At 70.3% G+C, this 26,817-nt stretch carries 22 protein-coding genes and 1 riboswitch; of the genes, 11 read left to right on the forward strand and 11 right to left on the reverse strand.

Annotated elements, in window-relative coordinates; all coding sequences use genetic code 11:
• Window positions 1-3: 3 nt before the first annotated feature.
• From JHB91_RS08100 to JHB91_RS08110, 3 genes are read right to left on the reverse strand one after another with little or no spacing between them, the layout of a single operon-like run.
• Entirely contained in the window at window positions 4-1,245 is a 1,242-nt protein-coding gene (locus tag JHB91_RS08100; RefSeq protein ID WP_199472349.1) for an efflux RND transporter periplasmic adaptor subunit, read from the reverse strand.
• A 51-nt stretch (window positions 1,246-1,296) separates the two neighbouring features.
• A complete protein-coding gene (locus JHB91_RS08105) occupies window positions 1,297-1,608 on the reverse strand; it encodes a BolA family protein (protein ID WP_199374852.1) in 312 nt (103 codons plus the stop codon).
• A 51-nt stretch (window positions 1,609-1,659) separates the two neighbouring features.
• On the reverse strand, window positions 1,660-2,301 hold the full coding sequence (locus JHB91_RS08110; RefSeq protein WP_199472350.1) for a 2-hydroxychromene-2-carboxylate isomerase: 642 nt from the start codon (window positions 2,299-2,301) through the stop codon (window positions 1,660-1,662).
• 117 nt (window positions 2,302-2,418) lie between these two features.
• Here JHB91_RS08110 and acnD point away from each other — a divergent pair, with 117 nt between their 5' ends.
• From acnD to JHB91_RS08135, 5 genes are all read left to right on the forward strand, one after another.
• On the forward strand, window positions 2,419-5,028 hold the full coding sequence (acnD, locus tag JHB91_RS08115; protein ID WP_199472351.1) for a Fe/S-dependent 2-methylisocitrate dehydratase AcnD: 2,610 nt from the start codon (window positions 2,419-2,421) through the stop codon (window positions 5,026-5,028).
• Between the two features lie 50 nt (window positions 5,029-5,078).
• Window positions 5,079-5,528, forward strand: coding sequence for an SRPBCC family protein (locus JHB91_RS08120; protein WP_199472352.1), 450 nt, complete (start codon window positions 5,079-5,081; stop codon window positions 5,526-5,528).
• A 77-nt stretch (window positions 5,529-5,605) separates the two neighbouring features.
• A complete protein-coding gene (gene prpF, locus JHB91_RS08125) occupies window positions 5,606-6,784 on the forward strand; it encodes a 2-methylaconitate cis-trans isomerase PrpF (protein ID WP_199472353.1) in 1,179 nt (392 codons plus the stop codon).
• A gap of 10 nt (window positions 6,785-6,794) precedes the next feature.
• Complete coding sequence (gene queD, locus JHB91_RS08130; protein WP_199472354.1) at window positions 6,795-7,175, forward strand: 6-carboxytetrahydropterin synthase QueD; 381 nt, start codon at window positions 6,795-6,797, stop codon at window positions 7,173-7,175.
• Window positions 7,176-7,281: 106 nt separating this feature from the next.
• Window positions 7,282-7,683, forward strand: coding sequence for a phasin family protein (locus JHB91_RS08135; protein ID WP_199374846.1), 402 nt, complete (start codon window positions 7,282-7,284; stop codon window positions 7,681-7,683).
• Window positions 7,684-7,781: 98 nt separating this feature from the next.
• On the opposite strand, the gene JHB91_RS08140 is transcribed toward JHB91_RS08135, so the two are convergent.
• From JHB91_RS08140 to dgcN, 4 genes are all read right to left on the reverse strand, one after another.
• On the reverse strand, window positions 7,782-8,948 hold the full coding sequence (locus tag JHB91_RS08140; protein ID WP_199472355.1) for a P1 family peptidase: 1,167 nt from the start codon (window positions 8,946-8,948) through the stop codon (window positions 7,782-7,784).
• 68 nt (window positions 8,949-9,016) lie between these two features.
• On the reverse strand, window positions 9,017-10,210 hold the full coding sequence (gene gltS / locus JHB91_RS08145) for a sodium/glutamate symporter (protein ID WP_199374844.1): 1,194 nt from the start codon (window positions 10,208-10,210) through the stop codon (window positions 9,017-9,019).
• 12 nt (window positions 10,211-10,222) lie between these two features.
• Window positions 10,223-11,251 (reverse strand): N-acetyl-D-Glu racemase DgcA, encoded by a 1,029-nt coding sequence (gene dgcA / locus JHB91_RS08150; RefSeq protein ID WP_199472356.1) that lies wholly within the window; start codon window positions 11,249-11,251, stop codon window positions 10,223-10,225.
• Window positions 11,236-12,282, reverse strand: a complete 1,047-nt coding sequence (gene dgcN / locus JHB91_RS08155) for an N-acetyltransferase DgcN (RefSeq protein WP_199472357.1) — start codon at window positions 12,280-12,282, stop codon at window positions 11,236-11,238. The genes dgcA and dgcN overlap by 16 nt, the downstream gene beginning before the upstream one ends.
• A gap of 165 nt (window positions 12,283-12,447) precedes the next feature.
• Between dgcN and JHB91_RS08160 the strand changes: the two genes are divergently transcribed.
• Window positions 12,448-13,344, forward strand: coding sequence for a LysR family transcriptional regulator (locus JHB91_RS08160; protein ID WP_199472358.1), 897 nt, complete (start codon window positions 12,448-12,450; stop codon window positions 13,342-13,344).
• Between the two features lie 61 nt (window positions 13,345-13,405).
• On the opposite strand, the gene JHB91_RS08165 is transcribed toward JHB91_RS08160, so the two are convergent.
• Together JHB91_RS08165 and JHB91_RS08170 are read right to left on the reverse strand one after the other, a co-directional pair.
• Complete coding sequence (locus tag JHB91_RS08165) at window positions 13,406-16,558, reverse strand: multidrug efflux RND transporter permease subunit (protein ID WP_199472359.1); 3,153 nt, start codon at window positions 16,556-16,558, stop codon at window positions 13,406-13,408.
• A 6-nt stretch (window positions 16,559-16,564) separates the two neighbouring features.
• The gene (locus JHB91_RS08170; protein WP_199374839.1) at window positions 16,565-17,806 is read right to left on the reverse strand and encodes an efflux RND transporter periplasmic adaptor subunit; all 1,242 of its coding nucleotides are present in this window, start codon (window positions 17,804-17,806) and stop codon (window positions 16,565-16,567) included.
• A 171-nt stretch (window positions 17,807-17,977) separates the two neighbouring features.
• Between JHB91_RS08170 and JHB91_RS08175 the strand changes: the two genes are divergently transcribed.
• Together JHB91_RS08175 and JHB91_RS08180 are read left to right on the forward strand one after the other, a co-directional pair.
• Window positions 17,978-19,180: an efflux RND transporter periplasmic adaptor subunit gene (locus JHB91_RS08175; protein WP_199472360.1), complete on the forward strand. Its 1,203-nt coding sequence runs from the start codon at window positions 17,978-17,980 to the stop codon at window positions 19,178-19,180.
• Window position 19,181: 1 nt separating this feature from the next.
• Window positions 19,182-22,352: an efflux RND transporter permease subunit gene (locus tag JHB91_RS08180; RefSeq protein ID WP_199472361.1), complete on the forward strand. Its 3,171-nt coding sequence runs from the start codon at window positions 19,182-19,184 to the stop codon at window positions 22,350-22,352.
• A gap of 15 nt (window positions 22,353-22,367) precedes the next feature.
• On the opposite strand, the gene bioD is transcribed toward JHB91_RS08180, so the two are convergent.
• Window positions 22,368-23,072 carry a dethiobiotin synthase gene (gene bioD / locus JHB91_RS08185; RefSeq protein ID WP_199472362.1) on the reverse strand — a complete coding sequence of 235 codons (705 nt, stop codon included), beginning with the start codon at window positions 23,070-23,072 and terminating at the stop codon, window positions 22,368-22,370.
• On the opposite strand from bioD, the gene JHB91_RS08190 reads away from it, so the two are divergent.
• The 3 genes from JHB91_RS08190 (at window position 23,071) to btuB (ending at window position 26,129) form a co-directional block, all read left to right on the forward strand.
• Window positions 23,071-23,556: a GAF domain-containing protein gene (locus JHB91_RS08190; RefSeq protein WP_199374835.1), complete on the forward strand. Its 486-nt coding sequence runs from the start codon at window positions 23,071-23,073 to the stop codon at window positions 23,554-23,556. The two genes, bioD and JHB91_RS08190, sit on opposite strands and share 2 nt — an antisense overlap.
• A complete protein-coding gene (locus JHB91_RS08195) occupies window positions 23,553-23,897 on the forward strand; it encodes a TfoX/Sxy family protein (RefSeq protein WP_199472363.1) in 345 nt (114 codons plus the stop codon). Before JHB91_RS08190 ends, JHB91_RS08195 begins: the two co-directional genes overlap by 4 nt.
• Window positions 23,896-24,133, forward strand: a riboswitch (cobalamin riboswitch). Its footprint overlaps the gene before it by 2 nt.
• A gap of 121 nt (window positions 24,134-24,254) precedes the next feature.
• The gene (btuB, locus tag JHB91_RS08200; RefSeq protein WP_199472364.1) at window positions 24,255-26,129 is read left to right on the forward strand and encodes a TonB-dependent vitamin B12 receptor; all 1,875 of its coding nucleotides are present in this window, start codon (window positions 24,255-24,257) and stop codon (window positions 26,127-26,129) included.
• A 24-nt stretch (window positions 26,130-26,153) separates the two neighbouring features.
• On the opposite strand, the gene gph is transcribed toward btuB, so the two are convergent.
• Window positions 26,154-26,810, reverse strand: coding sequence for a phosphoglycolate phosphatase (gene gph, locus JHB91_RS08205; protein ID WP_199472365.1), 657 nt, complete (start codon window positions 26,808-26,810; stop codon window positions 26,154-26,156).
• Between the last annotated feature and the right edge of the window lie 7 nt (window positions 26,811-26,817).

Consider the following 26,817-nt stretch of genomic DNA (forward strand, 5'->3'; position numbering starts at 1 on the left):
CGCTCAGTCGAACTTCACCGGCAGCTCGCCGCGCGTGGCATGTCCGCTGTCCGGCGGCGGCTGGCCGGCCACGCGCGCGCGGCTGCCGTCATCGGGCAGGTCCGCGAGGTCCAGCGCGCCCGCCGCCAGCACGCGGTCGCCGGCGCGCAGGCCTTCGCGCACTTCGCTCATCGCCAGGCCACGCAGGCCGATGCGCACCGGCGTGCGCTGCACGCGGCCGTCGCGCACCAGCAGCACGGTGGCACCGTCCGATCCGGAGCCTGCATCGAGCAGCGCGTCGTTGGGCACGGCCAGCGCATCCTCGCGACGGCCGGTCAGGATGGTGGCGGTCACGGTCATGTCCTGGCGCACGAAGTCCGCGGCCGGGTCGATGCGCAGGCGCACGTCCACCGTGCCGCGCGAAGGGTCGATGCCGGGCGCCACGTGGTACACCGTGGCCGCGAACGGACGGTCGGGAAACGCATCGGCGATGCAGGTGGCGGGCTGGCCCAGCGCCAGGCGCGCGAGGTTCTTTTCATCCAGCGGCAGCAGGATCTCGCCCGGCGCATCGCGCGCGATCTCGAGCAGCACGTCGCCCGGATTCACGGTGTCGCCGGGTTCGACACCGCGCGTCAGCACGATGCCCGGCACGGTGGCGCGGATCACCGCACGCGCCAGCTCGGCCTCGGCGGCGCCCAGTCGCTCGCGCGCCTGCGCCTCGCGCGCGCCGCCGCTCAGCGCCGTGACGGCCACGCGCGCCTGATCCACCGCGGCCCGCGCGGCGATCGCCGCCTGCCCGGCCTGCTCCACGCTCTCGCGCGCCACCAGCTGGCGCTCTCCGAGTTCGCGGCGGCGCACGAGTTCACGCTCGGCCTGGGCGAGTCCGGCGCGCGCCTCGCGCAGGCGCGCCTCGGCGTCGGGCCGGTCAGCCTGGCGCAGGGTGTCGAGCGCCGCGCGGGCTTCGTCGCGTCGCGCCTCGAGGTCACGCGCGCGCAGCACCACCAGCACGTCACCGGGGGCGACGCGATCGCCGTCGGTCACGCGGCGCTCGAGCACCAGGCCGGCGATTTCCGCACCGACCTGCACGCGCGAAGGCGCCGCGATCCGCCCGGTGGCGACGACGCTCTGCACCAGCGGTCCGGCAACGACCTCGTAACCGGGCAGCACCGGACCGCGCCACCGCGCCAGCCCCCAGAGGAGCAGGAGCCCGACCACCACGGCCGCAACGGCAAGCATCCATGTCCGCCGCGGGCTCGTTCCGGTCATCGGTATTCCTGTGCAAAGGAGATGTTCAGCCGGCGGGCGCCGGCGCAGAGGTCACGCCTTGTCGTGCTTGCTCCCGCCCAGGCATGCGGGTGAATCCGGCGCCGCGCCACGCCCCGCCCACTCTTCGGGCGTCCAGGTATGCAGCGCAAGTGCATGGATCTCGCCCATCAGCCCGCCCAACACCGCATAGACCGCCTGGTGGCGGCGGACGGCAGTCTTGCCGGCAAATGCATCGCTGATCACCACGGCCTTGTAGTGCGTTTCCAGGCCCCGGCTGTGCATATGGCTTTCATCCAGCACTTCGAGATGCGTGGGCGAGAGCGCTTGCAGGGCGGCGTGGATGCGGTCGGCTTTGCGGGTCATCGCGGCATTATCGCGTGAATCGCCGGCGGCGGCCGCCCGGGGCCGGTCGCTCTACCGCTCCACGCCCACCGGCAGCGCCTCCAGCCGCCGCATCGCCGGGGTGTCGAACAGGCGCGGGTCGGCCAGGTACGCCTGGAACATCGCCGTGGCGTCCTCGCCCCAGAACACCTCGCCGTCCACGACCAGGCTCGGCACGCCGAACACGCCGTCGGCGATGGCGGCGTCGGAATTCGCGCGCAGCGCCAGCTTCACCGCGTCATCGGCCATGCCCGCCTCCGGATCGGCGATGCCGAGCGTTGTCGCCAGCCCCGCCAGCGCCGCGGCGTCATCGCCCGCGCTGCCTTCGCGCCAGATGTGGTCGAAGATCGCGTCGACCGCCGCGTGCGTCGCCCCGGCCGCCATGCACAGGCGCAGCGCGGGCAGCGGATTGAACGGGTGCGCAGGCGGAAAGGTCAGCGGCACGCCGGCGCGGTCCGCGCGCCACTGCACCTGGCGGTAGGTGAACGTGCGCTTCGGCGCGATTTCCGCCGGCCCCTTGTGGCCGTGGTGCCGCAGCAGCCCGGCGAACAGGATCGGCCGGCACTCGATCGTGACGCCTTGCATGCGCTTCACCGCCTGCCACTGCAGGTAGGCGAACGGCGAGATGAAATCGAAATACCAGCGCGCAACGCGCGGCCGCACAGCCTCTTCCATCGTGTTGTCCCCGGGTCCGTTGCTGCCGACTGTAGCGCTTCGGCGGCCGGGAGGCCGCAGGGGGCGCGCGGTAGAATGGGCATCCAAGCCAACGCCAGTCAGAGCCCCCAGCACGCCATGAACAGCCAGCACCGCAAGCCCCTCCCCGGCACCAAGCTCGACTGGTTCGACGCCCGCGAGGCGGTCGAGGCCATGCAGGCGGGCGCCTGGGACAGGCTGTCCTACACCGCGCGCGTGCATGCCGAGAACATCGTGCGCCGCGCCGAGCCCGGGCGGGTCGGCGACTTCCTGCGCCAGCTGGTCGAGCACCGCCGCGACCTCGATTTCCCGTGGTTCCCGGCGCGCGTGGTCTGCCACGACATCCTCGGCCAGACCGCGCTGGTCGACCTGGCCGGCCTGCGCGACGCCATCGCCGACGCCGGCGGCGATCCCGCGCAGGTCAACCCGGTGGTGCCGGTGCAGCTGATCGTCGACCACTCGCTGGCGGTCGAATGCGGTGGGTTCGATCCGGACGCGTTCACCCGCAACCGCGAGATCGAGGACCGGCGCAACGCCGACCGCTTCCACTTCATCGACTGGACGAAGAAGGCGTTCAGGAACGTCGACGTGATCCCGCCGGGCAACGGGATCATGCATCAGATCAACCTGGAGAAGATGTCGCCTGTCGTGTACGTGCAAGACGGCGTGGCGTTCCCCGACACCTGCGTCGGCACCGACAGCCACACGCCGCACGTCGACGCGCTCGGCGTGATCGCGGTGGGCGTGGGCGGGCTGGAAGCGGAGAACGTGATGCTGGGCCGCGCGTCCTGGATGCGCACGCCGGAGATCATCGGCGTGGAGCTGGCGGGCAAGCCTGCGCCGGGCATCACCGCCACCGACGTGGTGCTGGCGCTGACCGAGTTCCTGCGCCAGCAGAAGGTCGTGGGCGCGTACCTGGAGTTCCGCGGTGAAGGCGCCGCGGCGCTGACCATCGGCGACCGCGCCACGATTTCCAACATGGCGCCCGAGTACGGCGCCACCGCGGCGATGTTCTTCATCGACGACAACACGCTGGACTACCTGCGCCTGACCGGTCGCGAGGACGCGCAGGTGGCGCTGGTGGAGACCTATGCCAAGGCCGCCGGGCTGTGGGCGTCGGACCTCGCCAATGCGCAATACGAGCGCACCCTGCACTTCGACCTGTCGACGGTCGTGCGCAACATGGCCGGCCCGTCGAATCCGCACCGCAGGCTTCCGGTCAGCGATCTCGCCGAGCGCGGCATCGCCGGCAACCTGGCCGGTGCGCACGCGCAGGAAGCCGAAGGCCTGCTGCCCGATGGCGCGGTGATCATCGCCGCCATCACCAGCTGCACCAACACCTCCAACCCGCGCAACGTGATCGCCGCGGCGCTGCTGGCGCGCAACGCCAACGCGCGCGGGCTGGTGCGCAAGCCGTGGGTGAAGAGCTCGCTGGCGCCGGGCTCGCGCGCGGTGCAGCTGTACCTGGAAGAGGCGAACCTGCTCACCGAACTCGAGCAGCTCGGCTTCGGCATCGTCGGCTTCGCCTGCACCACCTGCAACGGCATGTCCGGCGCGCTGGACCCGGTGATCCAGCAGGAAGTCATCGACCGCGATCTGTACGCGGTCGCGGTGCTGTCGGGCAACCGCAACTTCGACGGCCGCATCCATCCGTATGCCAAGCAGGCGTTCCTCGCCTCGCCGCCGCTGGTCATCGCGTATGCGATCGCAGGCACCATCCGCTTCGACATCGAAAAGGACGTGCTCGGCGTGGATGCCGACGGCACGCCGGTCACGCTCAAGGACATCTGGCCCAGCGACGAGGAGATCGACGCGGTGGTCAAGGCCAGCGTGAAGCCGGAGCAGTTCCGCCGCGTCTACGAGCCGATGTTCCGCCTGGTGGTGGACGACGGCACGCGCGTCGATCCGCTCTACGACTGGCGCCCGATGAGCACCTATATCCGCCGCCCGCCGTACTGGGAGGGCGCACTGGCCGGCGCGCGTGCGATGACCGGCATGCGTCCGCTCGCGGTGCTCGGCGACAACATCACCACCGACCACCTGTCGCCGTCGAACGCGATCATGGCCTCCAGTGCCGCCGGCGAATACCTGGCGAAGATGGGCCTGCCGGAAGAGGACTTCAATTCCTACGCCACCCACCGCGGCGACCATCTCACCGCGCAGCGCGCGACGTTCGCCAACCCCAAGCTGCTCAACGAAATGGTGCGCAACGAAGACGGCAGCGTGCGCCAGGGCTCGCTGGCGCGCATCGAGCCCGAAGGCGACGTCACGCGCATGTGGGAAGCGATCGAGACCTACATGCAGCGCAAGCAGCCGCTGGTCATCATCGCCGGCGCCGACTACGGCCAGGGCTCGAGCCGCGACTGGGCCGCCAAGGGCGTGCGCCTCGCCGGCGTGGAAGTGATTGTTGCCGAGGGCTTCGAACGCATCCACCGCACCAACCTGGTCGGCATGGGCGTGCTGCCGCTGCAGTTCCTGCCGGGCACCAACCGCAACACGCTGGGGATCGACGGCAGCGAGACGTTTGACGTCATCGGTGCGCCGACGCCGGGCGCCACGCTCACCCTGGTCATCCGCCGCCGCGATGGCGAAGTGCTCGAGGTGCCGGTGACCTGCCGCATCGACTCCGACGAGGAAGCGTCGGTGTACGAGGCGGGCGGCGTGCTGCAGCGCTTCGCGCAGGATTTCCTGGCCTCGACCGCCGCGTAACGCGGCTCGGGGTACCACGCGGGCTCCATCCGTCAGCGGAGAGAGCCCGCATGCCAGGTACCGTCACCCTCCACCGCGTCCTGCGCGCACCGCCGGAGCGCGTCTATCGCGCCTTCCTCGACCCGGACGCCCTGGCGAAGTGGCTGCCGCCGCACGGCTTCACCGGCAAGGTCCACGAGATGGACGCGCGCGTCGGCGGCGGCTACCGGATGTCGTTCACCAACTTCGGCACCGGCAAGGTCGAATCGTTCGGCGGCGCCTACACCGAGCTGGTCGAGAACCGGCGCATCGCCTACAACGACCGCTTCGAGAACCCCGACCTTCCTGGCGAGATGCAGGTGGTGGTGGAGTTCGAAGAGGGCATGGCCGGCACCGCGCTGCGGATCGTGCAGGCCGGCATCCCGGACGCGATTCCCCTCGATTTCTGCTACCTGGGCTGGCAGGAATCGCTGGCCATGCTGGCGCAGCTGGTCGAGCCGGAGATCCCGGACGGCGCCTGAGCACCCGCTTCGGCCGGCCAGGTGGCGCCGGCGCCATGGGACAATGACGCCCTGTCCGTTGCACCGAGCCCGCACCCATGGCCCCGAAGCCACAGCTCCGCATCCCCGCCACCTACATGCGCGGCGGCACCTCCAAGGGCGTGTTCTTCCGCCTCGAAGACCTGCCCGAAGCCGCGCGCGTGCCCGGCGCCGCGCGCGATGCGCTGCTGCTGCGCGTGATCGGCTCGCCCGACCCCTACGGCAAGCACACCGACGGCATGGGCGGGGCGACCTCGTCCACCAGCAAGTGCGTGATCATCGGCCCGGCCACGCAGCCGGGCCACGACGTCGACTACCTCTACGGCCAGGTGTCGATCGACAGCGCGTTCGTCGACTGGTCCGGCAACTGCGGCAACCTCAGCACCGCCGTCGGCCCGTTCGCGATCGCCAACGGCTTCATCGACCGCGCGCGCCTGCCGGACAACGGCACGTTCGCGGTGCGCGTGTGGCAGGCCAACATCGGCAAGACCATCGTGGTGCACGTGCCGGTCGCCAACGGCGAAGTGCAGGAAACCGGCGACTTCGAGCTCGACGGCGTGACCTTCCCGGCTGCCGAGATCGTGCTCGAGTTCATGGACCCATCCGATGACGGCGACGGCGGCGGCGCAATGTTCCCCACCGGCAACCTGGTCGACGACCTGGACGTGCCTGGCGTGGGCACGTTGAAGGCGACGATGATCAACGTCGGCATCCCGACCGTGTTCGTCAACGCGGCCGAGATCGGCTATGCCGGCACCGAGCTGCAGGACGCGATCAACGGCGACGCAAAGGCGCTGGCCATGTTCGAAACCATCCGCGCGCACGCCGCAGTGCGCATGGGCCTGATCGACGACATCGCCGGCGCGGCCACGCGCCAGCACACGCCCAAGGTGGCCTTCGTGGCGCCGCCGGCGGACTACGTCGCCTCCAGCGGCAAGGCCATCGCCGCGCGCGACATCGACCTCAACGTGCGCGCCCTGTCGATGGGCAAGCTGCACCACGCGATGATGGGCACCTGCGCGGTCGCCATCGGCACCGCGGCGGCGATTCCCGGCACGCTGGTGAACCTGGCCGCCGGTGGCGGCACGCGCGAGGCGGTGCGCTTCGGCCACCCTTCCGGCACGCTGCGCGTCGGCGCCGAGGCGCGCCAGGCGGACGGCCGCTGGACGGTGACCAAGGCGGTGATGAGCCGCAGCGCGCGCGTGCTCATGGACGGCGCGGTGCGGGTGCCCGGGTAGAATCGGCGCCATGGACATCTTCAAGGTCTTCACCATCGAAGCCGCGCACCGGCTTCCCAACGTGCCCGCAGGCCACCAGTGCGCGCGCCTGCACGGGCACTCGTTCCGCATCGAGCTCTGCGTCAGCGGCGAACCCGGAGACGAGACCGGCTGGATCATGGATTTCGCCGACATCAAGGCGGCCTTCAAGCCGATCCACGCGCAGCTCGACCACTACTACCTCAACGACATCCCCGGGCTGGAAAACCCCACCAGCGAACGCCTCGCCGCGTGGATCTGGGACCGGCTCAAGCCGGCGCTGCCGCTGCTGAGCGAGGTCGTCGTGCACGAGACCTGTACCTCCGGCTGCCGCTACCGTGGCCCGCAAGTGGTTGATCCGGCTACGAACTGAACGGATTCCTGCCGTTCGTCGGATCCATGTTGCAACGCAACATCGGCTGCATTATGGTGCACTGCACAAACCGGCAATCCCTGCCGGACATCAGCAGGAACCCGCCATGTACCAGAACATCAACGAGCAGTTCAGCACCGCCGCCCGCCAGTTCGCCGACAGCACCTCGCAGATCAGCCGCCTGGCCCTCGAGAACGCGCAGAAGGCGTTCGGCCTGCAGCTGGCCACCTTCGAGCAGAACGCCACCGCCGCGTTCTCCTTCTGGGGCGAGCTGGCCGAAGTGCGTGACGCCGACGGCCTGAAGGCCGCGTGGCCGAAGGGCGCGCAGATTGCCCGCGAGAGCATCGAGCGCTCGGTCAGCGCCAGCCAGGAAGTGTTCGGCCAGACCGTCGCCACCAACGAGGCGATCGCCCAGCTGGCCAAGGGCCAGGTCGAGGCCGCCGCCGCCAAGGCGCAGGAAACCGTCGAAGGCGCCGCGAAGGCCGCCGCGGGCAAGACCCGCAAGTAAGCAGGCAACGGCCCCGGCAACGGGGCCGGGGCACCGCGCGACTCTCTCCCCGCACGGCGCCCGCACATGGACCCGGCAGCCCCACGCTGCCGGGTTTTTTAATGCCCGCGCAACAGGGGCAGCGCGCGCTCCAGCGGCAGCGCCGGCACCGTACCGCGATGGCCGCGCATCGTGTCCGCGCGGAACAGTGAATTGACGATGGCCTCCTCGGTCGCCTCGGCCACGGCGTCGAACAGCGGCGTCATCATGCCGTTGTCCAGCACCAGCAGGCGATGCCGTTCCGCACCCTGCTCCCTGCGCACCTCGTGCGCGGTCGAGAACGCGATCACGTAGTCCCCGGAGCCGTTGCTCATCGACGACCCGGTGCGACCGACGCCCAGCAGCGCGCGCGTCGCCAGCCGCCGCAGCAGGCGGGCGTCGAGCGGCGCATCGGTGGCGACCACGATCATGATGCTGCCGTCGCCGGTGGCGGGCGGTGCATCGCGCGCCTCCGGCGCGGGGGAGGCGCCCGGCCGCAGCGAATCCAGCGCAACGCCCGCGATGGTCAGCCGACCGCCGAAGTTGCTCTGCACCAGGACGCCGACGGTATAGCCACCCGCTGCCTGCGGGAGCTTGCGCGAACTGGTGCCGATGCCGCCCTTCCAGCCGAAGGCGATGGTCCCGGTTCCGGCACCGACCGCGCCTTCGTCGACGTTGTCCGTGGAAGCGGCGTCGAGCGCGGCGTGCACGTGTGCGGGGCGCAGCGCGCGCAAGCGGATGTCGTTGAGGAAGCCGTCGTTGGTTTCGCCCACGACAGGGTTCAACGAACGCACCTCCTGCATGCCCGGCTGCGCGAGTTGCCAGTCGACCAGTGCGTCCGCCGCGCGCCAGACGCCCAGCGTTCCGGTCAACAGGATCGGTGTTTCCAGCTCCCCCAGCTCCTCGACCTGGGTGCCGCCAAGCAGCTTTCCGTAGCCATTGCCCACCACGATCGCGGCCGGTACGCGGTCCCGGTACAGGTCGCCGCCGTGCGGCAGGATTGCGCTGACGCCGGTGCGGACTCCGGTTCCCTCGATGACCGTGGCATGTCCCACGGCCACGCCGGCGACGTCGACGATGGCGTTGCGGGGGCCCGTCGGCAGCAGCCCGATCACCACCCCCGCATCACGCGCGCGCGGCCGCTCGGCGGCGGCGACGCCCGCCTCGGGCGGGTGCGCCGTACCCGCCACCAGTACCAGCATCGCCGCGAACCCGGCGAGGCGTCGCGCCCGCACTGCCTCGATCATCGAAAAGCTCCTGGATCGGCCCGTAGCCATTGTCATAGGACGGCATGCGCAGCACGAAGCCGCGGCACTCAGTCGAAGAAGTTGATGAAGGTGGTGATGATCAGCGCGTTGCTGAAATCGATGAAGAACGCGCCGACCAGCGGCGCGACGAGGAACGCGCGTGGCGCGGCGCCGTAGCGCTCCACCAGGGTGCGCATCACCGCCATGGCATTCGCGGTGGTGCCGAGCATGAAGCCGATGAAGCCGCCACCCATCACCGCCGCGTCGTAGTCACGGCCCATCACCCGGAACACCACGCTGCAGAACGCGACCACCATCGCCAGCTGCAGCCCCAGGTTCACCAGCAGTGGCAACGCCAGGCCCGCCAGCTCCCACAGCTTGAGGTTCATCAGCGCCACCGCGAGGAACAGCGACAGCGAGACGTTGCCGATGAGGTCGGTGGTCGGCACCGACAGGCCGATCCATCCGGTCGCGTCGTCGAAGTTGCGGATCAGGGCGCCGACCAGCATCGCGCCGACATAGGCGGGCAAGGTGATGCCGGTGGCCGAGATCCAGCCGCTCACCCATGCGCCGAGCCACATCGCCACCAGGATCACCACGATGCTCTTCAGCGCGCCGAACTCGCGCTGGGCCTCGGTCTGCGCTGCGCCGCTGGCTTCATCAACCGGTGCCGCATGGTCCTCGGGGCGACTGGAGACCAGCCCGAAGCGGCGGATGAGCACGGTGATCACCGGCCCGCCGGCCAGGCCGCCGAGCACGATCCCGCCCATGGCCGACGCCACCGCGATGGATTCGGCACCCTGCACGCCGGCCTCTTCGAACAGCGGCGCGAATGCCAGGCCCGTGGCGGGGCCGCCGGTCAGCGTGGTCGAGCCGGCCAGCACGCCGAACAGCGGATCCAGGTCGAAGCCGACCGCCACCGCCATGCCCAGCAGGTTCTGCGCGACCGCGAACAGCGACGCCAGCAGCAGGAACACCACCACCTGCCGGCCGCTGATCCTGAGCAGCCGCAGGCTGGCATTGACGCCGACCGTGGTGAAGAACGCGATCATCAGCGGCGCCTGCAGCCCGGTGTCGAGTACGAACAGCGCTTCGCCGCGGCCGTGCGCGATCCAGGCGGCGATGGCGAACACCAGGCCGCCGATCACCGGCGGCGGCAGGTTGTAGCGCCCGAGCACCGGAATCGCCCTGCACAGCGCGTAGCCGAGGAACAGTGCGAGCCCGGCGAAGGCCAGGGTCTGGACGGCATCGAGCTGCAGCATGGTGTCTCCTGGTCAGTGCGTTCCCGCGGGTCGGCGGGCAGCCAGCGGACATCCGCCACCCCACAGCTGCGGCGATGCCGGCTGCAGCATGCCGTCGCGCATCGCCACCCCTCCGGCATGATCCTCGCGCAGCCACAGCGGCCCGTCGAGGTCGACGAACTCCGCGTGGCGTGCGACATGCCAGGCCGGCGCGATCGCCAGCGAGGAACTGATCATGCAGCCGACCATGATGCCGAAGTCCGCGGCCTGCGCGGCCTGCAGCAGTTCGAGCGCCGCGCTGAGCCCACCGGTCTTGTCGAGCTTGATGTTGACGACCTGGTAGCGGCCGCGCAGGCGCGGAAGATCCGCGGCGACGTGGCAGCTCTCGTCCGCGCACAGCCGCGAGACCGATGCGAAACCCTGCAGTGCATCGTCCGCGGCGGCCGGCAGCGGTTGTTCGACCAGGTCGACCCTGGCTTCGGCGAGCACCGGCTGCATCGCGCGCAGCAGTTCGATATCCCAGCTCTCGTTGGGGTCCACGATCAGCCGCGCCGCGGGCAGTTCGCCACGGACCGCGCGCACCAGCGCGGCGGGATCGTTGGCGTCGACCTTGACCTTGACCAGGTCCAGGTGGCGCAACCCGGCCGCCGCGCGCGCCATGTTGGCCGGGGTGTCCAGGCTGACGGTCTGCGCGCTGCACAGCGCCGGCAGCGCGTCGGGCTGGCCGAGCATCGCCGCCACCGACATCCCGCTCCGCCGCGCCTCGAGGTCCCAGAGCGCGCAGTCCAGCGCATTCCGCGCCGCACCCGGACCGAGGAGCTCGCACAGCCTGCGGCGGTCCATGCCCGCGGCGATCGCAGTGCGCAACGATGCGGCCTGCGCGGTCACCGATCCCACGGTCTCGTCGTAGCGTGCATACGGCAGCGATTCGCCGCGGCCCACGTGACGGCCGTCGCTCGCGGTCGCAACGACGACCTCGGTGGACGTGCGCACCCCGCGCGAGATGCGGAATGGAGCGGAAAGCGGATGGACGGCGGGTTCGAGCGTCAGTCCGGGAAGCATGCCTGCAGCCTGTCGATGATCCGGCCGACACCATGGCGCACGGGGTCCTCTGCCGGAAGCCCGAGCGCGTCCTCGACGTGCCGGCAGATGCGCGTGGCTTCGTCGGGGTCGAGCCTGGCCGTGTTCAGCGCCACGCCAACTGCAAGCACCGCGGGGTTGGTGAGGCGGGCATGGGCGAGGTTGGCTTCGAGCGTGTCGCGCAGGGACGGCATCGGGAAATGCGGCAGGCCGCGCATGTGCGGGCGCCCGGGTTCGTCGCACAGCACCAGCGCGTCGGGCTGTGCGCCGTGCAGCAGGCCCAGCGAGACCCCGGCGAACGAAGGATGGAACAACGAACCCTGGCCTTCGATCAGGTCCCAGCCGTTGTCGTCGCGCCCGGGCGACAGCCACTCGATGCCGCCGGAGATGAAGTCCGCGACCACCGCGTCGATCGGGATGCCACGGCCGGACACGAAGATGCCGGTCTGGCCGGTGGCGCGGAAGTCGGCGGCGATGTCGCGCGCGCGCATTTCGGCCTCCAGCACCAGCGTGGTGTACATCTTGCCGCTCGAGCAGTCCGTGCCGACCGTCAGCAGTCGCCGGCCGGCGCGCTTGCGGCCGTTGCCGACCGGGGTCGGGGGCGGCGTGCGTGCGTCGAACAGGTGGCGGCCATTGCGAAGTGCGGCCTCGACGATCTGCGGATACGAGGCCAGCCTGTCATGCAGCCCGGATGCGACGTTCATGCCGGCATCGAGCGCCGCCACGACATGCTCGACCGCGGCCGGATCGAGGCTGCCGCCTGCGTTGGCCACGCCGATGATCATGGTGTTGGCGCCTGCGGCGCGGGCTTCAGCGAAACCCATCACCGGCAGGTCGATGGTGGCCTTGCAGTCGGGTCCGCGAAACTGGCCCACGCACCATTGCGGGCGGAACTGCACGAGGCCACGCGCGGTCTTGCCCGAAAGTTCATCCGGGGCGTTGCCCAGGTACAGCAGGTACGGCGGCGGCCAGCCGGCGGTGTCGGGTGATGCGTCGGGTGTCGGGGTCGGCATGGTGTGGTCCTGCGGGCGCTCGCTTGCGTCGGGTCGTGGCCATGTTCGGTGCTGCCCGCGGGCGGCGCTACGGAAAACGCGCCATGCACGCATAACCCGCGGCTATGGCCCGGGCATCGCCGCACGCGATCGGCCATCATGACGATCGCCCAACGGGATCGGACCATGCGCTTCCGCCAGATCGAGGTGTTCCACGCCGTCTACACGACCGGCTCGATCAGCGCCGCGGCCAGGCTCCTGCACGTCTCGCAGCCTTCGGTCAGCAAGGTGCTGAACCATACCCAGCAGCAGCTGGGCCTGGAGCTGTTCCGCCTGGTGCGCGGCCGGCTGGTGGCCACCGACCAGGCGCATGCGCTGTTCGTCGAGGCGTCGGAAGTCTTCCAGCGCCTGACGTCGCTGCAGAAGGCGGTCGGCAACCTGAAGGATGTGTCCGCTGGACGCATCCGCCTTGCGGTGGTGCCCTCGCTCGGGCTGCATCTCGCGCCCCTGGCGATCACGCGCTTTCGCAAGACGCACCCCGACGTGCTGTTCGACGTGCAGGCGCTGCACCACGACGAGCTGTTCGAGGCGCTCTACGAGCGCCGCTGCGACATCGCGATCGCCTACGACCCGCCCATGCACCCGCGCATGAAGCGTCGCGACATCGACACCGCCGAGCTGATGCTGCTGTTCGACAAGGCCAGCCTGCCCGACGTCGGCAACAGCGTGCCGATGCAGCTGCTTGAAGGCCGCGACATGGTGGGCCTGACCATCGGCGGCCCGCTCGGCGAGCTGTTCAATCGGGAATTGCGCCGGCTCGACGTCAACGTGCGCGAAGTGGTCTCCAACCAGTCGTTCTATATCGCCGCCGCGTTGACGCGCTGTGGCGCCGGCATGGCGGTGGTCGACGAATTCACCGCGCGCGCCAGCGGCGACGCGAGCACCGGCTTCCGGCCGTTCGCGCCATCGCTGCGCTTCAAGGTCCAGTCCGTGCACCTCGAGGACCGCCCGCCGTCGAAGGCGGCGGAACAGTTCCTCACGCTGTTCGCCAGGGTGCTGCGCGAGGCGCGCGCCACCGGCTGAAGCCGCAACCCGGCAGCGCACACTTCCGGGTCATCGCCTGCAGTCTTCGCTGCGCGGCGGTTTATTGCTGCTGCTGTCCTTTCCCGAGCCCCGGCAGCGGCTCGTCCATCTTGTCGCCCAGCACGCGGCGCACGCTGACGAAGAACACCGGGATCAGCAGCAGCCCGAGGAACGTCGCGAACAGCATGCCGCCGATGACGCCCGTGCCCAGTGCATGGCGCGCATTGGCACCGGCACCGCTCGACAGCGCCAGCGGCGTCACGCCCATGATGAACGCGAACGACGTCATCAGGATCGGGCGGAAGCGCAGCCGCGCGGCTTCGACCACCGCCTCGCGCAGGGTCTTGCCGTGGGCGCGTTCCATCACGGCGAACTCCACGATCAGGATCGCGTTTTTCGCCGCCAGCCCGATCACCGTCACCATGCCGATCTTGAAGAAGATGTCGTTCGACAGGCCCGGGCGCAGCATGGTGAACACCACCGCGCCGAGGATGCCGAGCGGCACCACCAGCAGCACCGCCACCGGGATCGACCAGCTCTCGTACAGCGCAGCAAGGCACAGGAACACCACCACGACCGACAGCACCAGCAGCAGGGTCGCGGTGTTGCCGGCGATGATCTCCTGGTAGGACATGCCCGCCCAGTCGTAGCCGAAGCCGGCGGGCAGCTCGTTGTCGACGATGCCTTCCATCGTCGCCATCGCCTCGCCGGAGCTGTGGCCGGGGGCCTGCGAGCCGACGATGTTCACCGCCGAGTAGCCGTTGTAGCGGGTCAGCGACGGCGTGTTGGTGCCCCAGTTGGCGTCCACCACGTTGGACAGCGGGATCATCGTGCGCGTGCCTTCCGCCGTGGCGGGACCGGGCGTGTAGAAGCGCGAGAGCGATGCCGGATCCTTGCGGTACTCGGCATCGGCACGCATGTTGACGCGCTTGATGCGGCCTTCGGAGAAGAAGTCGTTGACGTACACCGGCGCCAGCATCAGCTGGATCGCGCCGTAGATGTCGTTCACCGACAGGCCCATCGCCTGCGCCTGCACGCGGTCGACCTTGAGCTTCAGCTGCGGCGCGTCCTCGAGCGTGTTGGGGCGCACGCCGACCAGCGCCGGGTTCTGCGCGGCCGCACCGAGCAGCTGGTTGCGCGCCTGGGTGAGGGCCTCGCGCCCCATGCCGGCGCGGTCCTGCAGGTACATGTCGAAGCCGCCGAACTGCCCCAGCCCCTGCACCGTGGGCAGGTTGACCACGAAGATGCCGGCGTCGCGCACGCCGTACAGCGCGCCGTTGGCGGCCTGGATGAAGTCCTGCACCGTGCCGTCGCGGTCGCTCCAGTCCTTGAGCTTGATGAACGCCATGCCGACGTTCTCGCCCTGGCCGACGAAGCTGAAACCGGCGACCTGCATCATCGACTGGTAGCCGTCGACCTGCTCGAGCGTGGAGCGCACCTCTTCGAACACCGCCTGCGTTCGCTGCAGGGTGGAACCGGGCGGCAGCTGCACGATCGCCAGCGCGTAGCCCTGGTCTTCCTCGGGGAGGAAGCTGCCCGGCAGGCGCGTGAACAGCAGGCCGCAGAGCACGGTCAACGCCACGAACACGATCATCCAGCGCGGCGCATGGCGCACCGCGCCGCCGATGTGGCGCACATAGGTGCCGCTGATGCGCTCGTAGTACTTGTTGAAGGTGCGGTACACGACGTTCTGGCGCTTGGGCGCATCCGCGTCGTGCTGCTTGAGGAAACTCGCGCACAGCGCCGGCGTGAAGCCGAGCGCCAGGAACGCCGAGAAGCCCATCGCAACCGCGATGGTGATCGCGAACTGCTTGTAGATCTCGCCGGACGCGCCGCCCTGCAGCGCACTGGGGATGAACACCGCCGCCAGCACCACGGTGATCGCGACCACCGCGCCGGTGATCTGGTCCATGGCCTTGATGGTGGCCTCGCGCGGCGGCAGGTGCTCCTCGGCCATGATGCGTTCGACGTTCTCGATCACCACGATCGCGTCGTCCACCACGATGCCGATCGCCAGCACCATCGCGAACAGCGTCAGCTGGTTGATGGTGAACCCGATCAGGCTCAGGCCGAGGAACGTGCCGAGCAGCGCCACCGGGATCACCAGCGTCGGGATGATGGTCGCGCGCAGGTTCTGCAGGAAGATCAGCATCACCAGGAACACCAGCACCATCGCCTCCATGAGGCTCTTCACCACTTCCTGGATGGAGATGGTGACGAAGGTGGTGCTGTCGAACGGGCTGAACCATTCCACGCCCTGCGGGAAGCTGGGCGCCAGCTGGTCCATGCGCGCGGTCACGGCTTCGGCGACGGTCAGCGCGTTGGCGCCCGGCAGCAGCTGGATCGCGAACGCGCCGGTCGGCTGGCCGTTGAAGCGGGTGTCGAAGCCGAAGCCGGCCGCGCCGACCTCGATCCGCGCCACGTCCTTCAGGCGCACCGTGCTGCCCTCGTCGTCGGCGCGCAGGATGATGTCGCCGAACTGCGCGGGCGAACTGAAGCGGCCTTCGGCCGACACCGTCGCGGTGAAGCCCTGCCCCTTGGGCGCGGGGTCGGAGCCGATGGAGCCGGCCGCGAACTGCACGTTCTGGCCGCGCACCGCCGCCAGCACCTGGGTGGCCGACAGCCCGTAGCCCTGCAGCTTGTCCGGGTTGAGCCAGATGTTCATGGCGTACTCGGAGCCGAACTGCTGGGTGCTGCCCACCCCGGGCACGCGCGCGATCTGCTCGAGCACGCGCGAGCCGATCAGGTCGTTGAGCGCATTGCGGTCGATCGACGGGGTCTGCGAGCGCAGGCCCACCACCATCAGGAAGCCGGCGTTGGCCTTGGCCACCACGACGCCCTGCTGGGTGACTTCGGTGGGCAGTCGCGGCGTGGCCAGCGACACCTTGTTCTGCACCTGCACCTGGGCGATGTCGGCGTCGGTGCCGGTCTGGAAGGTGAGCGTGACGCTGGCGCGGCCGGACGAACTCGAGCTGGAGCTGAAATACAGCAGGTTGTCGATGCCGGTCAGCTGCTGCTCGATCACCTGGGTGACCGCGCGCTCGGTGGTCTGCGCATCGGCACCGGGATAGCTGGCCGAGACCGTGACCTGCGGCGGCGCCACGTTCGGGTACGACTCGACACCCATGTTCAGCAGCGCGATCACGCCGGACAGCGAGATCAGGATCGAGATGACCCAGGCGAAGACCGGATGGTCGATGAAGAAACGGGGCATCGGAGGTCAGCCTTCGTCGGCCGCGGGGGCCGCAGCGGCCGGCTCCGCCGCATCCGTGGCATCAGGATCATCTGCGGGCGCGGCGGCATCGGCGGGCGCGGCGGCGGGTGCCGTTCCCGGTGCCGCAGCGGGCGCCGCACCCGGCGCGGCGGCGGGCTGCCACGGCGCGGCCTTGGCCGGCTTGCCGGGGATCGCACGCTGCAGGCCGGACACCACCACGCGGTCACCCGCGGCCAGGCCGCTGCTGATGATCCAGCGACCCGCATCGGCGCGGTCGGTCACCACGTCCTTGCGCACCACCGTGTCGTCGGCGCCCACCACCAGCACGTAGCCGCCGGCGGCGTCGCGCTGTACCGCCGCCTGCGGCACGGCGAACACGCCCTGCTGCACGCCGAGCGTCGCCACCAGGGTCACGTACGCCCCCGGCAGCAGCCGGCGCTCGGGATTGGGCAGCGTGGCGCGCAGCGACACCGCGCCGGTCTGCGGATCCACCACGTCGCCGGAGAAGTCGAGCGTGCCGGGATGGTCGTACACCACGCCGTCGGCCAGCAGCACCTGCACCGACACCGGGCCGCTGCGGTCGAGCTGCATGCGGCGGACCTCGTCGAGCTCCGACACGCCCATGGTGAAGTTGACGTACAGCGGGTCGACCTGGTCGATGGTGGTCAGCAGGGTCGCGGCACCCTGCCCGACCAGCGCGCCCTCGGTGACCTGCTGCTTGCCGGCGCGGCCGGAGATCGGCGCGCGCACGGTGGCATAGCCGAGGTTGATGTTGGCGCTCTCCACCGCCGACTGCGCCGCCTGCACCGCGGCATTCGCGCTGCGCTCGGCGGCCTGCGCGTTGTCGAGGTCGGACTGCGAGATGAACTTCTCCGGTGCCAGCCGGCGCGCGCGCTCGGCGGTGGCGCGGGCGTTGGCCTGGCTGGCACGGGCCTGCGCCAGCGCGGCCTGCGCCTCGCCGGCGGCCGCGCGCAGCGGCGCCGGGTCGATGACGAACAGCACGTCGCCTTCCGCCACGTCGCTGCCTTCCTCGTACACGCGCCGCTGCACCACGCCGGGGACGCGGGCGCGCACGTCGGCGCTGCGGAACGCGGCCAGGCGGCCGACCAGCTCCTTGCGCAACGGCAGGTCCTGCGGCTGCACGGTCACCACGCCCAGTTCGGGCGGTGGCGGTGCCTGCTGCTGCTCCTCCCCTCCGCACGCCACCAATGCCGCGAGAAGAACCGGGATCAGGGCGATGCGGCGCATGGGACGTCCTTGGGCACGGGGGATTCTTGAACTGGCAAGTATGGCATTGCCTGCCGGCGGCAAACGTGCCTGAAGTCAGGGACCCCGCCTCGCGGGCGATGCCGGCGCGCGCACTTGTACGGGGGTGCCAGGGAGTTCAGGATTTCCCTTCCCCGCGGCAAAGGACTCCCCATGGCCACGTCCCGCCCCGCCCGCGAACCCTCTGCGCGCCGGCGCATGGTCTGGATGTTGCTGCTTACCGCGCTGGTGTTCGGCGGCGTGTTCGGCGCCAAGGCGGTGCTGAATGCCGGCATGAACCGGTTCTTCGACGACATGCCGCAGCCCCCGGTCGCGGTGACCGCGTTCGAGGCCAGGCAGGAACGATGGAGCGACAGCGAGGAGGCGGTCGGCACCTTCATCGCGGTCAATGGCACCGACGTCACCACCGAGGCCGGCGGCGTAGTGAAGGCGATCGAGTTCGAGGCCGGGCAGCCGGTGAAGGCCGGCGCCGTGCTGGTGCGCCTGAACACCGAGGGCGAACTGGCCGCGCTGCGCTCGCTCGAAGCCGCCGCGAAGCTCGCCGTGGTCCAGCGCGACCGCTGGCGCGAACTGGGACGCGACCGCCTGGTGTCGAAGGCCGAGGTCGACCAGCGCGCCGCGGATGCCGCCAGCACCGTGGCCCAGGCCGACGCGCAGCGCGCGCTGATCGCGCAGAAGGTGATCCGCGCGCCGTTCGACGGCATGCTCGGCATCCGCCGCGTCAACCTCGGGCAGTTCGTCAATCCCGGCGACCCGATCGTCAGCCTGCAGTCGCTGGACCCGATCTATCTCGACTTCACCCTGCCCGAGCAGCGCATGGGCGCTGTGCTGCCGGGGACCGCGGTGCGGGCCACGGTCGACGCGCTGCCGGGGCAGACGTTCGAGGGCCGGATCACCGCCGTCGAGCCCGGCGCCGATGCCAGCACGCGCAACTTCCGCGTGCAGGCGACGTTCGACAACCCCGGACGCAACCTGCGCCCCGGCACGTTCGCCCGCGTCGGCTTCGACGTCGGCGGCGTGCGCGACGTGGTGGTGATCCCGCAGACCGCGGTGAGCTTCAACCCCTATGGCAACGCCGTGTACGTGATCCAGGAGGCGCCGGCGGATGCCGAGGCCGCCGCAAAGGCGGCCGCCGCCGAAAGCGGCCAGCCCGCGGGTCCGCGCCTGGTGGTCAAGCAGCGCTTCATCCGCACCGGCGCCACGCGCGGCGACCTGGTGGCGGTGACCGAAGGGCTGGCGCCGGGGGATCGCGTCGTCACCAGCGGCCTGCTGCGTCTGCGCAACGACGCGATGGTGACCATCAACGACAAGGTGCAACCGACCGCCGAGGCCGACCCCACGCCCGAGAACCGCTGAGATGACGTTCACCGACATCTTCGTCAACAAGCCGGTGCTGGCCACGGTGGTCAGCCTGTTCATCCTGCTGCTCGGCCTGCGCGCGTTCTCCGAACTCAACGTGCGCCAGTATCCCGAGCTGCAGAATGCGGTGGTCACCGTCAGCACCACCTACTTCGGCGCCGACGCCGACCTCATCCAGGGCTTCATCACCACGCCGCTCGAGCGCGAGGTCGCCAGCGCCGAAGGCATCGACTACCTGGTGTCGAGCAGCGCAGCGGGCGCGAGCACCATCCAGGCCTACATCCGCCTCGACGCCGACGCCAACGAGGCGCTGACCCAGATCGCCGCCAAGGTGAACAAGCTGCGCGGCCAGCTGCCGGAGGAGTCCGAGGACCCGGTGATCGACCTGCAGCAGGGCCAGCAGGTGGCGGCGATGTACGTGTCGTTCGCCAGCGACCGCCTCAGCGACAACCAGATCACCGACTACCTGACGCGCGCCGTCGAGCCGCGCATCGCCACCATCGAAGGCGTGCAGCGCGCCGACATCTACGGCTCCGGCGCCTTCGCCATGCGCGTGTGGCTGAAGCCCGACCGCATGACCGCGCTGCAGGTGACGGCCAGCGACGTGCAGGCCGCGCTGCGCTCGAACAACGTGCTCTCCGCACTGGGCTCCACCAAGGGGCAGATGGTCAGCATCGACCTCACCGCGCGTACCGACCTGCGCACGCCGGAGGAATTCCGCGCGCTGGTGGTGCGCGAGGAGGGCGATGCGATCGTGCGCCTGGGCGACGTGGCCGATGTCGAACTCGGCTCCGAGAACTACGGTTCCTCGGTGCGCATCAACGGCGATGCGGCCACCTTCATGGGCATCTTCGTCTCGCCCGACGCCAACTCGCTCGACGTGATCGCCGAGGTGCGCCGCGTCTGGGACGAGGAGATCATCCCGCAGCTGCCCGAGGGCATCGAGGGCACCATCCCCTACGACAGCACCGAGGCGATCCAGGACGCGATCAACGAGGTCATCACCACCATCGTGGAAGCGATCGTCATCGTGATCGTGGTGATCTTCCTGTTCCTCGGCTCGTTGCGCAGCGTGTTGATCCCGGCGGTGACGGTGCCGCTGTCGCTCATCGGCGCCCTGTTCCTGATGCTGCTGATGGGCTTCACCATCAACCTGCTGACGTTGCTGGCAATGGTGCTGGCGATCGGCATCGTGGTGGACGACGCGATCATCGTGCTCGAGAACATCCACCGCCACATCGAGGAGGGCATGGCGCCGAAGGACGCCGCGCTCAAGGGTGCGCGCGAGCTGGCCTGGCCGGTGGTGGCGATGACCACCACGCTGGTGGCCGTGTACCTGCCGATCGGCTTCCAGGGCGGCCTGACCGGCGTGCTGTTCACCGAGTTCGCGTTCACGCTCGCTGGCGCGGTGCTGCTGTCGGGCGTGATCGCGCTGACGCTCACGCCGATGATGTGCGCGAAGATCCTCAAGCCGCACGGCGCGGGCGGCAAGGGCCGGCTCGAGTCGTGGCTGGACACCCGCTTCGAGCGCCTGCGCCACGGCTACCAGCGGCGCCTGCACGGCGCACTGGCGACCAGGGGCGTGATCGCGGTGTTCGGCGCGATCGTGCTGGTGTCCTGCGTGCTGCTGTACGTGGTGGCGCCCAAGGAGCCGGCGCCGGTCGAGGACGAGGGTTTCATCTTCGCCATCGGCAGCGCCGACGCCTACACCACGCTCGACTACGTGGAGCGCTACACCGAAGAGATGACGGCGATGGCACGCGACGTGCCGGAAGTCGGCGACTTCTTCCTGTTCAACGGCGGCTTCGGCGGCGGCGGCGGGGCCAGCAACAGTGCCATCGCCGGCTTCGTCCTCAAGCCCTGGAGCCAGCGCGAACGCTCGACCAACCAGGTGCTGCAGCAGGACCTGCAGCCGAAGCTTGCCAGCGTCACCGGCCTCAATACCTTCGCCGTCATCCCGCCCTCGCTGCCGAGCGCGGGTGGCGACGGCGGCGGTGAATTCCTGGTGTCGGGCATCGGTTCGCTGGAGCAGCTGAAGGAGCTCGCCGATGCCATCGTCGAGCGTGCCAACGCGAGTCGCCGCTTCATCTTCCTCGACACCGACCTGAAGATCGACAAGCCGCGCATCGAGGTGCACATCGACCGCGACAAGGCCGCCACGCTCGGCATCGACATGCGCACCCTGGCGGCGGACATGTCGGCGATGCTGGCCGGCGCCTACGTGAATCGTTTCGCGATGGCGAACCGCTCGTACCGTGTGATCCCGCAGGTGCAGCGCAGCGACCGCCTCAATGCCGAACAGCTGGGCAACTACTACACGCGCACCCGCGACGGCCGGCTGATCCCGCTGTCGACCATCGTCACGCTCGAGGAGAGCACGCAGCCGCAGTCGCTGAAGCGCTTCCAGCAGCTGAATTCGGTGGGCATCACCTTCGCGCCGCGTCCCGGCGTGAGCAAGGGCGAGGCGCTGCGCGTGCTCGAGGACGCCGCGGCCGAGGTGCTGCCGCAGGGCTACAGCGTCGACTTCGCCGGCGAGTCGCGCCAGTTCAAGCAGGAGGGCGCCACGATGCTGGTGACGCTGGCGTTCGCGCTGATCGTGATCTTCCTGGTGCTGTCGGCGCAGTTCGAGAGCTTCCGCGACGCGCTGATCATGCTGATCACCGTGCCGATGGCGATCTGCGGCGCGCTGCTGGTGCTCAACGTGCTGGCGATGGTGGCGGGCATCCTGCAGTTCTCGGGCATCGAGGCCTTCCCGGGCATGAGCATCAACATCTACACCCAGGTGGGCCTGGTCACGCTGGTCGGCGTGATCTCCAAGCACGGCATCCTGATCGTCGAGTTCGCCAACAAGCTGCAGGCCGAGCGCGGCCTGTCGAAGCGCGAGGCGATCGAGGAGGCCACGGCCATCCGCCTGCGCCCGGTGCTGATGACCACCGCTGCGCTGGTGTTCGCGATGATCCCGCTGCTGATCGCCAGCGGCCCGGGCGCGTCGGCACGCTTTTCAATGGGCGTGGTGATCGCCGCGGGCATGACCATCGGGACCACGTTCACCCTGTTCGTGCTGCCGGCGTTCTACCTGTACCTGGCGCGCGACCACCGCGCAGGCGCTGCCGCGCAACCCGATGCGGCGGGCGACGCGGGCATGCAGCCGCTGCCGCATGAGGCCTGACGCAGGCGCCGCGGGTCAGTCGCCGGCGACGGCGGCGGCCGCGGCGTGCAGGCTGCCCGCCAACACGCCCGGGTCCGGCACCGCGCCAGCGTGCGGCACCACCCCCAGGCACGGCACGGGCAGCGCGTCGCGCAGCAGGTCGAGGTAGGCGTCGCCGCGGGCGAACCCGGGATCCACGGCGCAACCCACCCAGCCGAGCAGCCTGCAGCCGTCGCCGATGATTGCCCGGGCGCTCAGCCGCGCATGGCTGAGGCAGCCCAGGCGCAGCCCGACCACCAGCAGCACCGGCAGCTGCAGCGCGCGCGCGAGGTCGGCATGCTCGATGCCGTCGGCCAGCGGCGAGAGCCAGCCACCGGCGCCCTCCACGACCACCACGTCGGCCTCCGCCGCGAGCCGCGCGTAGGCCGCCGCGATCGGCGGCAACGCGACCACGACCCCCGCCGCGCGTGCCGCCAGCTGTGGTGCGGTCGGCTCGGGCAGCGCCCACGGGTTCACGTCGGCGTAGGCCGCGGGCGGGTCGCTGGCGGCCTGGAGGGCCAGCGCGTCCTCGTTGCGCAGGCCGTGCGATGTCGCATCGCAGCCAGCGGCCACCGGCTTCATGCCGCGTACGCGCAGCCCGCGGGCACGCAGCGCATGCAGCAGCGCGACGCTGGCAACGCTCTTTCCCACGCCGGTGTCGGTGCCGGTCACCAGCACACGGCGCGCTACACTCGCTGTCATGTTCACCTCGCAGATTCTAAGCGGCGACAAGCCGGAGCAGTACGCGCAGCTCGTCGCGCAGGCACGCGCACTGCTGGCCGGCGAACGCGACCGCATCGCCAATGCCGCCAACCTCTCGGCGCTGGTCTACCACGCGCTGCCGGACCTCAACTGGGTCGGTTTCTACTTCTTCGACGGCACCGAACTGGTGGTCGGTCCGTTCCAGGGGCAGCCGGCCTGCGTGCGCATTCCGCTCGACCGCGGCGTGTGCGGCGCCGCGGCGCGCACCGCGCTCACCCAGCGCGTCGACGACGTCGAGGCCTTCCCCGGCCATATTGCCTGCGACGCCGCATCACGCTCGGAGCTGGTGGTGCCGCTGTTCCACGACGGCGCGCTGGTCGGGGTGTTCGACCTCGACAGTCCGGTTCCCGGCCGGTTTGACGTTACTGACCAGAGGGGACTCGAGGAGATCGCCGCCGTGTATCTGGAAACCATGGGGCAATGAGCGCGCCACCGCCGCTCAAGATGCGCAACATCGGCCCGAAGTCGGCCGCGTGGCTGCGCCAGGTCGGGCTGCGCACTCCCGAGGACCTGATCGCCGCCGGGCCGCTGGACGCCTTCATGCGCATCAAGCGCGCCGGCTTCAAGCCCAGCCTCAACCTGCTGTATTCGCTCGAGGGCGCGCTGTGCGACTGCCACTGGCAGGACGTGCCGGATGCGCGCCGCGTGGAGCTGGTGGCGGCCGCCGAAGAGGCGATCGCGCAGCTGCCTGCGCCGCGCAACCGTCCGCCGGCGGGGCCGGTGACCACCACGATGATGCAGGACGACGACGGCGCGATGCCGTAGACTGCGCGCACTTTCTGGTGACCCGCGGGGCTTCCCCCAACGGTTGAAACGGGAAGCCGGTGACCTTCCGCCCGCCACCAAGGCGTGCGAAGCACTCCGGCGCTGCCCCCGCAACGGTAAGCGTGGAACACCCCGGCAAACCGCCACTGTGCAACGCACGGGAAGGCGCCGGGGCTGGAGCGGCTGCATCGCTCCGCCCGCGAGCCCGGAGACCGGCCCGAAAGACGACTGGTTGTGACGCGGAGGGCGTTGCGGCGGCAGTGCGCCGTGCCTCGCCACGTCTCCTTCCGTCCCCGCTCCCTGCCCGCAACCTCCACGACACTGTCGCGCGGGCGTGCGCGACGCATGGAGACACGCATGAAACCGCAGTACCGAATCTCGACCCTTGCCGTTGCCCTGGCCCTGTCACCCGCGGCGTTCGCCGCCGGCGCCATCCAGTCCACCGACCTCGACACCATCGTGGTCACCGCCACCCGCACCGCGATCAACGCCGAGGACAGCAACGTGCCGGTGCAGGTGCTCGACCGCGCCGCCATCGAGCGCAGCCAGGCGACCTCCCTCCAGGAACTGCTGCGCGGCCGCGCCGGCATCAACCTCGCCAACCAGGGTGGCCCCGGCAAGCTGTCGTCGCTGTTCGTGCGCGGAACGGAATCCGACCACGTGCTGGTGCTGGTGGACGGCGTGCGCATCGGCTCGGCCTCGGCCGGCATGGCGTCGTTCCAGGACCTGCCGCTCGACCAGATCGACCGCGTGGAAATCGTGCGCGGCCCACGTTCCAGCCTGTACGGCTCCGAGGCCATCGGCGGCGTGATCCAGGTGTTCACGCGCCGCGCCGGCGCCGGCACGCGCAGCAACCTCAGCCTTGGCATCGGCAGCAACCACCTGCGCCAGGCCAGCGCCGGCATCGGCCACACCGGTGAGCGCGGCTGGTTCCAGGCGCAGGGTGCGTGGCAGCGCACCGACGGCATCGACTCCTGCCGCGGCACCGCCGTCGGCTGGGGCGCGGGCTGCTACGCCGACGAACCCGACCGCGACGGCTACCGCAACGCCTCGCTGAGCGTGCGCGGCGGCGGCAGCATTGGCGAAACCGTGGAGCTGGAAGGCCACGCGCTGGTCGCCGACGCCTTCAACGAATACGACGGCACCGTCTTCGGCGGCAACGAGGCCGACAACCGCCAGCAGGTGTTCGGCGCCCGCCTCGGCTGGCGCCCGGACGCGCGCACGGACGTGAATGTCCGCATCGGCCGCGCCGACGACCAGGCCGAGAGCCACTTCTTCGATCACGCCACGGGCACGCGCAGCTACGCCAGCACCTTCGACACCCGTCGCGACACCGCCTCGGTGCAGGGCGACTTCACTCTGGCCGAAACGCACCTCCTCAGCGCCGGCGTCGACTGGATGCGTGATCGCGTGACCGGCAGCACCGGCTTCACCGTCGACAGCCGCGACAACGCCGGCCTGTTCCTCGCCTACCAGGGCGGCAGCGGCGCGCACAGCTACGAAGCGAGCCTGCGCCACGACGACAACCAGCAGTTCGGCGGCCACGCCACCGGCAGCGTCGGCTACGGCCTGAAGTTCGCCAACGGCATGCGCCTCACCGCCAGCGCCGGCACGGGCTTCAAGGTGCCGACCTTCAACGACCTGTACTACCCCGGCGGCTGGGGCAATCCGCACCTCGAGCCGGAGGAATCGCAGACCGTGAACCTCGGGCTGGCGCAGTTCGGCGAGGGCTGGAACTGGACCGTCAACGCGTTCCAGACCGACATCGAGGAGCTGATCGGCTACGACACGGCGTTTGCCCTGGTGAACGTCGACGAGGCACGCATCCGCGGCGCCGAACTGACCGGCTTCATGTCGCTGGCCGGCTGGGACCTCAACGCCGAGCTGAGCCACATCGACCCGCGCAACCGCAGTGTCGGAAGCAACCACGGCAACCTGCTGCCGCGCCGCTCGCGCAACACCGCGCGCGTCGACATCGACCGCGCGCTGGGCGCGTTCCGCATCGGCATGAGCGGCTTCGGCAACGGCGCGCGCTACGACGATGCCGCCAACAGCGCGCGCCTCGGCGGCTACGGCACCCTCGACCTGCGCGTGGAGTACGCGATCAGCAGCGAGTGGACGCTGCAGGCGCGGGTGGCCAACGTGTTCGACCGCGAATACGAAACGATCGCCTGGTTCAACCAGCCGGGGCGGGAATACGGGTTGACGCTGCGCTACCAGCAGCGGCCCTGACCGCGGGTTGCCGCGGGGTTGCCGTCAGCCGCGGAGCGCGAGCAACCCCTCCAGACCATCCAGCACCGCCACCGCGCCCGCGCGCTCCAGGTCGAAGTCGCGCGGGTAGCCGTGGCGCAGCAGCACGAGGTCCATGCCGGCGGCGTGCGCGGCGGCGGCATCGGCCTCGGAGTCGCCGACCATCAGGCATTCGTCCACGCCACGCCCGTGCCGTTCCGCCAGGTGCAGCAGCGGCATCGCGTGCGGCTTGCGCTCGGCGAGCGTATCGCCGCCGACGATGCCGTCGAAGCGGTGGGCAATGCCCATCGCCTCGAGCAGCGGGCGCACGTAGCGTTCGGGCTTGTTGGTGCAGATCGCCATGGCCACGCCGTCGGCGTGCAGTGCGTCCAGCGTCTCCACGGTGCCGGGATACAGGCGCGCCTGCAGCAGCAGGCAGTCGCCGTAATGGCGCATCAGCCGCGGCAGCACCTCATCCACCGGCGTGCGGCTGGCGACATGCTGCAGCGCGCTCTCCATCAGCACGCGCGTGCCGAGGCCGATCCAGCTGCGCACCATCGCTTCCGGCTGGCGCGGATGGCCCAGCTCGTCGAGCGTGCGGTTGACCGCTTCGGCAATGTCGGCGGCGCTGTCGACCAGGGTGCCATCGAGATCGAACAGCACCAGGGGCCAGGCGAATTGCATGTCGCGC

Source organism: Luteimonas sp. MC1828 (assembly GCF_016461615.1).
In the GTDB taxonomy this organism is placed as follows: Bacteria; Pseudomonadota; Gammaproteobacteria; order Xanthomonadales; family Xanthomonadaceae; genus Luteimonas.